Below are 13151 nucleotides of genomic sequence, written 5' to 3' on the forward strand. Positions count from 1 at the left end.
AAGGACGCCGGCTGGAGATTGCTTCGCTCCGCTCGCCATGGCGGAGCGGGAAACAAGGGATCGGGAGCAGACATGACGTTGCGCATGGCCGCCGAATGGGCGCCGCACGAAGCGGTGTGGATCGGCTTCCCGCACCTCGACGCGGAGTGGGCGGGCCGGATCGACGCCGCGCGCCGCGACGTCGCGGCGTTCGCCAATGCGGTCCATGACGGCGGCCGGGGCGAAGAGGTGCGGCTGGTCGTCAACGACGAGCGCCAGGCCGAGGTCGCGGCGGCGCTCGTCGATCCGGCGGTGCGCATCCTCGTCCAGCCGCTCGGCGACATCTGGCTGCGCGATACCGGGCCGATCGTCGCCGGAACCAGCGCGGCGCGGCGGGCGCGAAACTTCGAATTCAACTGGTGGGGTGAGAAATTCGTCATGCCCGGCGATCAGGAGGTCGGCGCCGCGCTCGCGCATGCAGGCGGACTGCCGGTCGACGATCAGGACTGGGTGCTCGAAGGCGGCGGCATCGACGTCGACGGCACCGGCCTTTGTGTCACGACCGAGGAATGCCTGCTCAACACGAACCGCAACCCGACGCTGACGCGCGAGGATATCGCGGTGCGGCTCCGCCAGTCGCTCGGCATCGAGCGACTGCTGTGGTTGGGCAATGGACTGATCGGCGACCATACCGACGGGCATGTCGACAATCTGGCGCGCTTCGTCGGCGAGGGGCGGCTGGCGATTCCCGTGGCGACAGACGATCATGACCCCAACGCTTCCATCTATGCCGACGCGCGCGCCCGCACCGCGGCGTTCGGTGGGATCGAGATTGTCGATCTGCCCTCGCCCGGCCGCATCGAAATCGACGGCGACCTTGCGGCGGCGAGTTATATGAATTTCTATATCGGCAACAGCGTGGTAGTCGTCCCGACCTATGGCGCGGCGAACGACCGGGTGGCGGTCGACACGATCGGCGCGCTGTTCCCCGATCGCCGCACGGTCGGGATCGATGCGCGCGGGATCATCGTCGGCGGCGGCAGCTTCCATTGCTCGAGCCAGCAGCTTCCGGCCTAGGGCGGATCGCCATTCAGCCCTGACGGCTTGCAAATGGCGGCTTTTCGGCTCGCTATCTTCTGAATGGCGATCCGTCCTAGCATCGGGCGCAAAGCCCCCTATATTCCGGCTCGTTTCGAGCCCATCACGGATCCGCCATGCCCCGCACCCTCACCGTCGCCGCGCTTCAGCTTCCCCTGCCCGGTCCCGTCGAACCCAATATCGCGGCCGTGTCGACACTGGTCGAAGAGGCCGCAGCGCAGGGCGCGCAGGTCATCCTGCCGCCCGAACTGTTCGAAGGCCCCTATTTCTGTCAGGTCGAGGAAGAGGAATTGTTCGCCGGCGCGCGGCCGACCGCCGAGCACCCGAGCGTCGTTGCGATGCGGGCGCTCGCCGCCCGACTGGGCGTCGCCATCCCGACCAGCTTCTTCGAGAAGGATGGGCCGCATTACTACAACACGCTCGCGATGATCGGCCCCGACGGCGCCATCATGGGAACATACCGCAAGAGCCACATTCCCGACGGCCCCGGCTATGAAGAGAAATATTATTTCCGCCCCGGCAACACGGGGTTCAAGGTCTGGGACCTGTTCGGCACGCGGATCGGCGTCGGTGTCTGCTGGGACCAATGGTATCCCGAATGCGCGCGCGCGATGGCGCTGATGGGCGCGGAACTGCTTTTCTATCCGACTGCGATCGGATCGGAGCCCTATGACCCCGACCTCGACACGAGCCAGATGTGGCGCCGCGCGATGCAGGGGCACGCGGTTTCGAACTGCATGCCGGTGATCGCCGCCAACCGCATCGGCACCGAGGGCGAATCCGATTTCTATGGCCACAGCTTCATCAGCGACGAGTGGGGCAATTTGTCCAAGGCGTTCGGAGCGGTGGAAACGGGTGTGCTGGTCGAGACGATCGACCTCGACCGCGCCGCTAAGCATCGGGCAGGAATGGGTTTCTTCCGCGATCGCCGCCCGCAGCTCTATGGCCGGCTGGTCGAGGACGTCTGACCCTCGCTCCATTGCGTCCGCGACGGACCGATGGTACCTTTAAATCATGAATTCTTGCGATGCCTGCGTCGTCCGCAACCGGTCGATATGCGCTGCGCTCGACTCCGTCGAGGTTGAGGCGCTCAATGCGATCGGCCGTCGCCGCACGCTGGAGCCGGGAGAGTCGTTGATCTGGGAGGACAGCGAGTCCGTCCTCGTCGCCAACGTCGTCGAAGGCGTGCTCAAATTGTCCACCGGTACCGAGGACGGGCGCGAGCAGATCGTCGGCGTCGTCTATCCTTCGGACTTCATCGGTCGGCCGTTCGGCGCCACGACGCCGCATTCGGTGACGGCGATGACCGAAGCGAAGGTCTGCGTCTTTTCGCGCACCGATTTCGACGGCTTCGCGAGCCGCCACCCCGCGCTCGAACACAAGCTGCTCCAGCGCACGCTGACCGAGCTCGACCGGACGCGACGCTGGATGCTGCTGCTCGGGCGCAAGAATGCCGAGGAACGGGTCGCGACCTTCCTGCTCGACATGTCGGAACGGCTCGTCGATCCGGGCTGCGACACGCCCGACCAGCCGCTCGACCGCTTCGACCTGCCCTTCTCGCGCCAGCAGGTCGGCGATATATTGGGGCTGACGATCGAGACCGTCAGCCGTCAGTTCACCAAGCTGAAGCGCGACGGAATCGTCGACCTGCCATCGCGCCGCGCGGTCGTCATTCGCGACCGCGCGGAGCTGAAGGCGCTCGCCGGCTGATCAAAAGCGCAGGGCGACCCCGGCGCTGATCACCCACGGGTCGAGCTGGTGGCGCGTTTCCAGCACCTTCGTGGTGCCGGCGAACCAGCGCGCATTGGTGTCGATGAAATAGCGCTTGGCATCGAGGCTGACCGCAAGCCCGGTGTCATTCACCGGAATATCGACGCCCGCCTGCAGAGCGAAGCCGAGTTCGTTCGACATGTCGAAGCGCGTCGCGCCGAGCGTGCGCGTCGCGGCGCCGGGCTTTTCCTTGAAGAACAGGAAATAGGCCGGCCCCGCCCCGACATAGGGCGACACGCCGCCGGGATTGAAATGATATTTGACCGTGACGGTCGCGGGCACCAGCTTTGCGTTGGACACCAGTTCGGCGCCAGGAAGCCCCGCGGTTCCGTCGACGTCATGCTGCGTCATGCAGCAGATGGTTTCGACCGACACGGCGGGCGAGACGAAATATTCGATCGCCAGCGTCGGGACGACATTGTCGTTCGCGCTGGTCTGCGTGCCCGCGGGGAGGCCGATCAGGTCGGTGCGCACCTTGTCGATCTTGCCGTCGGGCAGCACGCCCGTCGCCAGCAGCTTGACCTGCAACCGGCCCTGCCCTTCCTGAGCATGGGCGGGCTGGACGGCCGCGGCGAAGGCAGCGGTTGCCAGCAGGAGGGGAAGCTTACGCATGGATAGTCTCCGTGCGCCATAGCGGCCGCCCTTCGCGGCCCAGGGTGATTATGGCGCGGCGGCCTGCTGCGCCGCTTCACGACCCGCGACATTGATCCTGCGCAAAAAGGGTTCCGCCCCGCCGAAGCGGCGCGAAATATTGGTCGTTCCCGGCTTGATAATTGATCCGGATCAATGTTTCACCGACAGGCGGGGCGCAGGGCGGCCCCGTTCAGTAGGGGTAAGATTCATGGACAAAGTCGTAGCGCGCGGCGGCATCTGGATCGCCGTGATGCTGGTGGCCCTGGTGGCCGCGGCCACCGCGAAGGACGCCGGCTTCTCGATCCACATGACGATCGTCGCCTTCACGGCACTGGTCATCATGGCGATCGGCGTCTCCAAGGCGGATTACAGCACGATCGCGCGCGGCGTCCTGCGGATGCCGTCGGGCGAGACAACCTATGACGACGATCCGGTGCGCTGGGGCGTGCTCGCGACCGTCTTCTGGGGCATCGTCGGTTTCCTGGTCGGCCTCTACATCGCCCTGCAGCTTGCCTTTCCGGCGCTGAACCTCGGCCTTGAATACACGACCTTCGGGCGGCTGCGGCCGCTGCATACCTCTGCGGTCGTCTTCGCCTTCGGCGGCAACGCGCTGATCGCAACGAGCTTCTACGTCGTGCAACGCACCTGCCGTGCGCGGCTGGCCTTCCCCGGGATCGCCCGCTTCGTCTTCTGGGGCTATCAGATGTTCCTGGTGCTCGCGGCGAGCGGCTATGTCCTCGGCATCACGCAGTCGCGCGAATATGCCGAGCCCGAATGGTATGTCGACCTGTGGCTGACGATCGTCTGGGTCCTCTATGGCGCGGTGTTCGTCGGCACGCTGCTGAAGCGCAAGGAGCCGCATATCTATGTAGCGAACTGGTTCTACCTGTCGTTCATCATCACCATCGCGATGCTGCACATCCTCAACAATCTGGCGGTGCCGGTGTCGTGGACGGGATCGCTGTCCTACTCGGCCTTCTCGGGCGTGCAGGATGCGCTGGTCCAGTGGTGGTACGGGCACAATGCGGTCGCCTTCTTCCTGACCGTGCCCTTCCTCGCGATGATGTATTATTTCGTGCCCAAGCAGGCGCAGCGGCCGATCTACAGCTATCGGCTGTCGATCCTGCACTTCTGGTCGCTGATCTTCCTCTACATCTGGGCGGGCCCGCATCACCTGCACTATACCGCGCTGCCCGACTGGGCGCAGACGCTGGGCATGGTCTTCTCCGTCATCCTGTGGATGCCGAGCTGGGGCGGCATGATCAACGGCCTGATGACGCTGAACGGCGCGTGGGACAAGGTGCGCACCGACCCGATCATCCGCATGATGGTCGTCGCCCTCGCCTTCTATGGCATGGCGACGTTCGAGGGCCCGATGCTGAGCGTCAAGGTCGTCAACTCGCTGTCGCACTATACCGACTGGACGATCGGCCATGTCCACGCCGGCGCGCTCGGCTGGAACGGGATGATCACCTTTGCCGCAGTCTACTACCTCGTTCCGCGGCTGTGGAACCGCGAGCGGCTCTATAGCCTGCGCATGGTCAACTGGCACTTCTGGCTCGCGACGCTGGGGATCGTCTTCTATGCCTCGGCCATGTGGGTCGCCGGCGTGACCCAGGGGCTGATGTGGCGCGAATATGGCGCCGACGGCTATCTGGTGAACAGCTTCGTCGACACGGTCGCCGCGCTGCACCCGATGTACCTGCTCCGCGCGTTCGGCGGCGTGCTCTACCTCGCGGGCGGCGTGCTGATGGTCGTCAACGTCTGGCGCACGATCCAGGGTCGCCAGCGCGAGGAGGCCCCGATGTCCTCCGCTCCCTATGACGCGGCCGCCGATCGCCCGATCGCGCCCGCCCCGGCCGAATAAGGATAGTCGCCATGGCCAGTGTCACCCAACATCACAAGAAGCTGGAACGCAACGTCACCCTGCTCGGCGTCTTCGCCTTCATCGCGGTGGCGATCGGCGGCATCGTCGAGATCGCACCGCTGTTCTGGATCGACAACACGATCGAGAAGGTGAAGGGGATGCGTCCCTATACGCCGCTCGAACAGGCGGGGCGCGACATCTATGTCCGCGAGGGCTGCTATACCTGCCACAGCCAGATGATCCGTCCGTTCCGCGACGAGGTCGAGCGCTATGGCCACTACAGCCTCGCCGCGGAAAGCATGTACGACCACCCGTTCCAGTGGGGGTCGAAGCGCACCGGGCCCGACCTTGCGCGCGTCGGCGGCCGCTATTCGGACGAATGGCACGTCCAGCACCTCAAGGACCCGCGGTCTGTCGTGCCCGAAAGCATCATGCCGCCCTACGCCTTCCTCGCCGAGAAGGAACTGAAGGTCGGCGACCCCGCCGCGCGGCTGGAAGCGCTGCGCAAGGTCGGCGTGCCCTATACGAAGGCCGACATCGAGCAGGCCGAAGCCGACCTGCGCGCGCAGGCCGACCCCGATGCCGACGCCGGCGACCTCGCGAAGCGCTATCCCAAGGCGCAGATTCGCGATTTCGACGGCAACCCCGGCCGCGTCACCGAGATGGATGCGCTGGTCGCTTATCTCCAGATGCTCGGCACGCTGGTCGACGTGAACAGCGCGGCGGCGCAGGAAGAGCTGGCGTCGGAGAAGGGCCGATGAACGATCATTCGACCTATGAAACGCTGCGCCACCTCGCCGACAGCTGGGGGCTGCTCGCGATGCTGGTCGTGTTCGTGATCCTGTGCGCATGGCCCTTCCGGCCCGGCGCCCGGTCGCGCAATCAGGAAGCCGCCGAGGCGATTTTCAAGGACGACAAAGATGGCGAATGACAAGCTCGCATCCGGTAGCCGCCTGGACGAAGCGACGGGCACGCAGACCGTCGGCCACGAATGGGACGGCATCGAGGAACTCGACACGCCGATGCCGCGCTGGTGGCTCTGGGCCTTTTACGCCACGATCGTCTGGGGCATCGCCTATGTGATCGCCTATCCCGCCTGGCCGATGATCGATCGCGCGACCGAGGGCGTGCTCGGCTGGTCGAGCCGCGGACAACTCGCGACCGAGATCGCGGAACAGGACAAGGCGCGCGCCGCGACCGTCGCGGCGCTCGCCGACATGCCGATCGAGAAACTGCCCGACGATCCGGCGCTGATGCGCGCCGCCGTTGCGGGCGGACGCGCCGCCTTCAAGGTCAATTGCGTCCAGTGCCACGGTGCCGGCGCGGCGGGTTCGATCGGCTATCCGAACCTCAACGACGACGACTGGCTGTGGGGCGGCAACCTGAAGGAGATCGAATATACGATCATCCATGGCACGCGCCAGCCGGGCGGCAAGGATACGCACACCAGCCTGATGCCTGCCTTCGGCCGCGACCAGATGCTGACCGACGGACAGATTTCGGCGGTCGCCGACCATGTGCTGAGCCTGTCGGGGCGGGCAAAACCGAATGCGACCGGCGCACAGATCTTCGCCGACAATTGCGCGGCGTGCCACGGCGCCGACGGCAAGGGCGATCGCCAGTTCGGCGCCCCCAACCTGGCCGACGCCATATGGCTTTATGGCGGATCGAAGGCGCAGGTCGTGCAGCAGATCAGCAACGCGCGGCTCGGCGTGATGCCCGCGTGGGGCGGACGGCTCGATCCGGTGACGATCAAGATGCTGGCGGCCTATGTCCATTCGCTGGGAGGCGGCGAAGCCTTTGCGGCCACCGCTGCGGCGCCCGGCGAAACCGCCGCGGCGCAGGCCGGCGCGGTGCCGCAAGAGGCGGGCGATGTCCGGCCCTGACCCCCTGTCCGTACTCGCGGCGGACGCCGCGGCGCTGCGTGCATCGTCCCGCAAGCAACGCACGCCGCCGCCTCCGCCCGAGAACGAGCCGCAGCTCTACGAAAAGCGCCGGGGCGTCTACCCGCAGAAGGTGCAAGGCCCGTTCCGCCGCTTCAAATGGCTGGTGATGTTCGTCACCCTGGGCATCTATTACATCACGCCGTGGATCCGCTGGGACCGCGGCCCCTATGCGCCCGATCAGGCGGTGCTCGTCGATCTCGCGCATCGCCGCTTCTACATGTTCGGGATCGAGATATGGCCGCACGAATTCTATTTCGTCGCCGGCATGCTGATCATGGCCGGCATCGGCCTGTTCCTCGTCACCAGTGCCGTCGGGCGCGCCTGGTGCGGCTATAGCTGCCCGCAGACCGTCTGGACCGACCTGTTCCAGCATGTCGACCGCCTGATCGACGGCGACCGCAACGCGCAGATCCGGCTGGCCAACGGGCCGTGGACCGCCGAGAAGATCGCGAAGCGCGCGATCAAATGGACGATCTATCTGGTCATCAGCTTCTGGACCGGCGGCGCATGGATCATGTATTTCGCCGATGCACCGACGCTGACGCGCGACTTCTGGGCCGGCGACGCCGCGCCCGTCGCCTACGCGACCGTCGCCATCCTGACCGCGACGACCTTCACCCTCGGCGGTTTCATGCGCGAGCAGGTGTGCATATACATGTGCCCGTGGCCGCGCATCCAGACCGCGATGCTCGACGAGAAATCGCTGATCGTCACCTACAAGGACTGGCGCGGGGAGCCGCGCGGCAGCGTCAAGAAGGCGGCGAAGGACCCGGGGGCGTTCGGCGACTGCATCGATTGCAACCAGTGCGTCGCGGTCTGCCCGACGGGAATCGACATTCGCGAGGGGCCGCAGATCGGCTGCATCACCTGCGCATTGTGCATCGACGCGTGCGACCGGGTGATGGGCGAGATCGGGCGGCCGCGCGGACTGATCGACTATGCGACGCTCGACGACTGCAAGCGTGAGGCAGCCGGCGAAACGCCGCGTCCGGCGTGGAAGACGCTGCTGCGTCCGCGCACCATCGTCTATTTCCTCGCCTGGTGCGGGATCGGCCTCGGGCTGCTGTTCCTGCTCGGCGCGCGGACGCGCACCGACATTTCGGTCGCGCCCGACCGCAACCCGCCCTTCATGCTGCTCAGCGACGGCAGCGTCCGCAACGCCTACACGATCAAGCTGCGCAACATGGAAAGCCGTCCGCGCGACATGGCGATCACGATCGACGGCGTCCGGGGCGCCATGATGTGGACCGACGAGATGGACCGGGCCGACGCGGCACGGTCGCTGACCCTGACCGTCCCCGCCGACGCGACCCAGCCGCTGCGCCTCTATGTCGTCGCGCCGCGCGACACGCCGGCGCAGGCGATCACCTTTGCCGTCCGATCGCTCGACGAGCGCGGCGAGCGGGACAGCGGCGAAACGCGCTTCGAAGCGCCGGAGGTCAATCCATGAACCGCCCCTTCACCGGCCGCCACATGGCGCTCGTCCTCGTCGGCTTCTTCGGCACGATCATCGCGGTCAACGTCGTCATGGCGCGCTATGCCGCCTCGACCTTCGGCGGCATCGTGGTCGAGAACAGCTATGTCGCTAGCCAGCATTTCAACAAGTGGCTCGACGATGCGGAGGCGGAACGCGCGCTCGGCTGGGACGCGGTGACGGCGTGGCGTCCTGACGGCCGGCTGCTCGTGACGCTGAAAGGACCGGGTGCGGAGGCCAGCGTGGCCGGCGTCGCGCGTCATCCGCTCGGCCGCCTGCCCGACCGGGCGCTCCGCTTCGAGGCGATCGGCGAGGGCCGCTATCTGTCGCACGAAGCCGTGCCGGAGGGCCGGTGGACGCTGCGCCTCGCGGTCGCCGACGGCGCACAGCGCTGGCGCCGCGAAGAAGCACTGCAATGAGCGCACAGCCGCGCCCCGACGTCGCGCCGCTGCGCACCGTGCTCGCGGTGCCGGGGATGCATTGCGCCGGTTGCATGAGCAAGGTCGAACGCGGGCTGAGCACCCTGCCCGGCGTTTCGGGCGCACGTGTCAACCTGTCGGCGCGCACGGTGACCGTCGCGCACGGCGACCGCGTCGAGGAACGCGATCTGGTCGATGCGCTTGCGGTGCTGGGGTTCGAGGCGCAGCCGCGCCGTGACGAACTCGCACCCAATCTGTCGGCGGTGAAGCCGCTGCTCGCCCCGTTCGCGGTCGCGGGTTTCGCCGCGATGAACGTCATGCTGCTGTCGGTCAGCATCTGGTCGGGCGCCGACGGCGCGACGCGATCGCTGTTCCACTGGATTTCGGCGGCGATCGCGATTCCCGCGGTCGCCTACGCCGGACGCCCCTTCTTCGCCTCGGCGTGGCGCGTGCTGCGGCACGGGCGCACCAACATGGACGTGCCGATCTCGATCGGCGTCCTGATCGCTACCGGCCTCAGCTTCTACGAGACCGCCGTCGGCGGCGAGCATGCGTGGTTCGACGGTGTGCTGATGCTGCTGACCTTCCTGCTCGCGGGGCGGGTGCTCGACGCGATGATGCGCGACAAGGCGCGCGCCGGTGTCGATGCGCTGATCCGCCAGGCGGCGCAGGGCGCGACGGTGGTCGCCGCCGACGGCACGCTGGCATGGCGCAAGGCTGACGAACTCGCCGCCGGCATGGTGATGCGCGTCGCGGCGGGCGAACGCCTCGCCGCCGACGGAGAGATCGTCGCGGGTCAGAGCCGCTTCGACCAGTCGCTGCTGACTGGCGAAAGTGCGCCGATCGCGCTGCATCGCGGCGATGCCGCGCTCGCGGGCACGCTCAACCTCGACGCGCCGGTCGACGTGCGCGTCAGCCATGCCGGGCAGGACACGACGCTCGCCGAGATCGCGCGACTGATGGAAGCCTCGACGCAGAGCCGGTCGCGCTACGTCCGCATCGCCGACCGGGCATCGCGCCTCTATGCGCCCGCGGTCCACACGCTCGCCGCCGTCTCGGTGATCGGCTGGCTGATCGCGGGTGCGAGCCTGTACGAGGCGCTGGTCATCGGCGTCGCGGTGCTGATCATCACCTGCCCCTGCGCCCTCGGCCTCGCGGTTCCGGTGGCGCAGGTCGTGGCGAGCGGCGCGCTGATGCGAGCGGGGCTGATGGTCAAGGACGGCTCGGCGCTCGAGCGGCTTGCGACCATCGACCGCGCGCTGCTCGACAAGACGGGAACGCTGACGCTGGGGCGGCTGACGCCCGATCCGGCCGCGCTCGACGCGGTGCCGCCGACCGAGGCCGGAATCGCGCTCGCGTTGGCGTCGCACAGCCGCCACCCGCTGTCGCGCGCGCTGGCCGGTGCGCTTGCGGCCCGCGGCGTCCGCGCCGCGAGCCTGTGGGGCGTCGAGGAGCGGCCCGGCGAAGGTGTGTTCGCGCATCATGACGATGGCGCGGTGGCCTTGCGCCGTCCCGAACAGGCGACCGGCACGGCCGTGGTGCTCGACATAGACGGCGCCCCCGCCCGGCTGATCGTCTGCAGCGACCGGCTGCGTCCCGACGCGGCGGAAGCGCTCGCCGGGCTGCGCGCGCTCGGCGTCGAATGCTCGATCCTGTCGGGCGACAACATCGCCGCGGTCGCCGAGGTGGCGCGCGAAACCGGGCTGACGGCGCAGGCGAGCGCGACGCCCGCCGACAAGCAGGCGGCGATCGCCCGGCTGCGCGCCTCCGGACACCATGTGCTGATGGTCGGCGACGGGCTCAACGACGGCCCGGCGCTCGCCGCCGCCGACGCCTCGATCGCGCCGGGCACGGCCAGCGATGTCGGATTGCAGGCGTCCGACCTCGTCTTCGTGCAGGATTCTTTGATCGCCCTGCCCCGCGCCGTGCGCGCATCGCGCGCGACGATGCGCATCGTGCGGCAGAATTTCGCGCTGGCGATCCTCTACAACATCTTCGCGGTGCCGCTCGCCATCGCGGGGCTGGTGACGCCGCTGATCGCCGCGCTGGCGATGTCGATCAGTTCGCTGATCGTCGTCGGCAATTCGCTGCGTCTGGCGAGGATCGCGCGATGACCGGCCTTGCGATCCTGATTCCCGCCGCGCTCGCGCTCGGCCTGCTCGGCCTCGGTGCCTTCTTCTGGGCGCTTCGGAACGGCCAGTTCGACGATCCCGACGGCTCTGCGGCGCGCATCCTGATCGACGAGGAAGACATATGACGCCCAGCCCGCTGCTCTTCGCGCTGTCGGCGCTGATCCCGGCGATGACCGGGCCGTTGCCGGGCACGTCGCAGCGAATGCTGGCGGTCATGCTTTGCGGCGGCGGCGCGACGTCGGTGCCGCTTGGCGGCCAGGCGCCGTCGGGCGACACGCCCGCGCCCTGCTGCGCGAAGGGGTGCCACAACAGCCGTTCGCGCAAGCAAATTGACCGGGCGCAATGACAGCCCGCCCGTCTTCGGCGACAAGCGCCTGCATGTGGCCCTATCATCCCGATCTGCTCGCAACGCCGGTCCCGCGCTACACCAGCTTTCCGACGGCGGCGGAGTTCACCCCCGACGTCGGTCCCGACCGGTTCGCCGAAGCGGTCGCCACCGCGACCGGCGACGTCTCGCTCTATCTCCATATCCCCTATTGTGAGCATATCTGCTGGTATTGCGGCTGCAACACGGGCGCCGCCAATAAGGCGCAGCGGCTGACCAGCTATCTGACCGCGCTGCACCGCGAGATCGCACTGGTCGCCGGATTGCTGCCCGCGAGCACGCGGGTGCGCCGCATCGCCTTTGGCGGCGGCAGTCCGAATGCGATCGCGCCGACCGATTTCATCCACCTGATGGAAGCGCTGGTCATCCATTTCCCGCTCGACGATCCGACCATCTCGATCGAACTCGATCCGCGTGCGATGTCGCCGACATGGGGCGATGTCGTCGCGGGGGTCGGTGCGACGCAGGCCAGCCTGGGCGTCCAGACCTTCGCCCCGCATCTGCAGGCCGCGATAGGCCGCATCCAGCCGGTCGAGACGATCGAGGCAAGCGTCGAGACATTGCGCCGCGGCGGCATCCGATCGCTCAACTTCGACCTGATGTACGGACTGCCGGGGCAGACGCAGGACGATCTGGCCGATACGCTCGACCGCACGGTGCGCTTCGGCGCCGACCGCATCGCGCTGTTCGGCTATGCCCACGTCCCGCACCTGATCCCGCGCCAGCGGCGCATCGACGACAGCGCATTGCCGGGGCAAGCCGAGCGGTTCCGCATGGCGGCGCTCGGCCATCGGACGCTGGTCGAGGCGGGTTATATCCCGATCGGCTTCGATCATTTCGCCCTGCCCGACGATCCGATCGCGCAGGCGGCGCGCGCCGGGCGGCTGCGGCGCAATTTCCAGGGCTTCACCGACGACGGCGCGCCGGCGCTGATCGGTCTCGGCGCGTCGGCGATCAGCAGCTTTCCCTCGCTGCTCGCGCAGAATGAAAAGAATTCGGGCCGTTATCGCATGCTGTTGTCGCACGACATCCTGCCCATCGCGCTCGGCAAGGCGCGCGACGTCGAGGATCGCCGGCGCGGCGCGGTCATCAGCGAATTGCTCTGCCACGGGCGGGCCCGGGCCGACAAGCCGCTGGTCGACGAGGCGTGGGAACGGCTGGCACCCTATGTCGAGGCCGGGCTGTGCACGTTCGACCATGGCGCGGTCGCGATTCCGCCCGAGGGTCTGCCCTACGCCCGAAGCATCGCGGCGGCCTTCGACCCCTATCGCCAGCATTCGCCACGCCGGTTCAGCTCGGCGGTCTAAGTCGGGTTTCGACGCGCTACCTCATCCGTTCGTCATGCTGAACGCGTTTCAGCATCCATTTTCTGCCGTTCGTGCTGACTCCGGATCACGTCGGCGTTTATACCCTTGAGACAAGAACGCCGGTGATCCCCGGCGAAAGCC

General features: G+C 67.6%; 14 protein-coding genes. 13 read left to right on the forward strand and 1 reads right to left on the reverse strand.

Translation table 11 applies throughout. The annotated features are described in order from the left end of the window. Positions 1–72: 72 nt before the first annotated feature. The 3 genes from SGR02S_RS08115 (at position 73) to SGR02S_RS08125 (ending at position 2787) form a co-directional block, all read left to right on the forward strand. A complete protein-coding gene (locus tag SGR02S_RS08115; protein ID WP_067107758.1) occupies positions 73–1056 on the forward strand; it encodes an agmatine deiminase family protein in 984 nt (327 codons plus the stop codon). 137 nt (positions 1057–1193) lie between these two features. After that, positions 1194–2045 (forward strand): N-carbamoylputrescine amidase, encoded by an 852-nt coding sequence (gene aguB / locus SGR02S_RS08120; RefSeq protein WP_067107761.1) that lies wholly within the window; start codon positions 1194–1196, stop codon positions 2043–2045. A gap of 46 nt (positions 2046–2091) precedes the next feature. Further along, the gene (locus tag SGR02S_RS08125) at positions 2092–2787 is read left to right on the forward strand and encodes a Crp/Fnr family transcriptional regulator (RefSeq protein WP_067107764.1); all 696 of its coding nucleotides are present in this window, start codon (positions 2092–2094) and stop codon (positions 2785–2787) included. Here the strand turns inward: SGR02S_RS08125 and SGR02S_RS08130 are convergent, their stop codons facing one another. Then, positions 2788–3459 (reverse strand): OmpW/AlkL family protein, encoded by a 672-nt coding sequence (locus SGR02S_RS08130; RefSeq protein ID WP_067107767.1) that lies wholly within the window; start codon positions 3457–3459, stop codon positions 2788–2790. It abuts the gene before it with no gap. A gap of 229 nt (positions 3460–3688) precedes the next feature. Here SGR02S_RS08130 and ccoN point away from each other — a divergent pair, with 229 nt between their 5' ends. From ccoN to hemN, 10 genes are read left to right on the forward strand one after another with little or no spacing between them, the layout of a single operon-like run. After that, the gene (ccoN, locus tag SGR02S_RS08135) at positions 3689–5347 is read left to right on the forward strand and encodes a cytochrome-c oxidase, cbb3-type subunit I (protein ID WP_067107770.1); all 1659 of its coding nucleotides are present in this window, start codon (positions 3689–3691) and stop codon (positions 5345–5347) included. An 11-nt stretch (positions 5348–5358) separates the two neighbouring features. Further along, the gene (gene ccoO, locus SGR02S_RS08140; RefSeq protein WP_067107773.1) at positions 5359–6108 is read left to right on the forward strand and encodes a cytochrome-c oxidase, cbb3-type subunit II; all 750 of its coding nucleotides are present in this window, start codon (positions 5359–5361) and stop codon (positions 6106–6108) included. Beyond that, a complete protein-coding gene (locus SGR02S_RS08145; RefSeq protein ID WP_067107775.1) occupies positions 6105–6278 on the forward strand; it encodes a cbb3-type cytochrome c oxidase subunit 3 in 174 nt (57 codons plus the stop codon). The genes ccoO and SGR02S_RS08145 overlap by 4 nt, the downstream gene beginning before the upstream one ends. Then, a complete protein-coding gene (gene ccoP, locus SGR02S_RS08150; protein WP_067107778.1) occupies positions 6268–7233 on the forward strand; it encodes a cytochrome-c oxidase, cbb3-type subunit III in 966 nt (321 codons plus the stop codon). Before SGR02S_RS08145 ends, ccoP begins: the two co-directional genes overlap by 11 nt. Beyond that, complete coding sequence (gene ccoG, locus SGR02S_RS08155; RefSeq protein ID WP_082797030.1) at positions 7220–8743, forward strand: cytochrome c oxidase accessory protein CcoG; 1524 nt, start codon at positions 7220–7222, stop codon at positions 8741–8743. Before ccoP ends, ccoG begins: the two co-directional genes overlap by 14 nt. Continuing rightward, positions 8740–9186, forward strand: a complete 447-nt coding sequence (locus tag SGR02S_RS08160; RefSeq protein ID WP_067107781.1) for a FixH family protein — start codon at positions 8740–8742, stop codon at positions 9184–9186. Before ccoG ends, SGR02S_RS08160 begins: the two co-directional genes overlap by 4 nt. Next, positions 9183–11300: a heavy metal translocating P-type ATPase gene (locus SGR02S_RS08165; RefSeq protein WP_067107784.1), complete on the forward strand. Its 2118-nt coding sequence runs from the start codon at positions 9183–9185 to the stop codon at positions 11298–11300. The genes SGR02S_RS08160 and SGR02S_RS08165 overlap by 4 nt, the downstream gene beginning before the upstream one ends. Beyond that, positions 11297–11443: a cbb3-type cytochrome oxidase assembly protein CcoS gene (gene ccoS / locus SGR02S_RS08170; RefSeq protein WP_067107787.1), complete on the forward strand. Its 147-nt coding sequence runs from the start codon at positions 11297–11299 to the stop codon at positions 11441–11443. Before SGR02S_RS08165 ends, ccoS begins: the two co-directional genes overlap by 4 nt. After that, complete coding sequence (locus tag SGR02S_RS08175; RefSeq protein ID WP_067107790.1) at positions 11440–11664, forward strand: hypothetical protein; 225 nt, start codon at positions 11440–11442, stop codon at positions 11662–11664. Before ccoS ends, SGR02S_RS08175 begins: the two co-directional genes overlap by 4 nt. 32 nt (positions 11665–11696) lie before the next feature. After that, positions 11697–13010 (forward strand): oxygen-independent coproporphyrinogen III oxidase, encoded by a 1314-nt coding sequence (gene hemN / locus SGR02S_RS08180; protein ID WP_067107794.1) that lies wholly within the window; start codon positions 11697–11699, stop codon positions 13008–13010. Positions 13011–13151 lie beyond the last annotated feature (141 nt).

Origin of the sequence: Sphingopyxis granuli NBRC 100800, from assembly GCF_001591045.1 — a bacterium.
Classification (GTDB): Bacteria; Pseudomonadota; Alphaproteobacteria; order Sphingomonadales; family Sphingomonadaceae; genus Sphingopyxis; species Sphingopyxis granuli.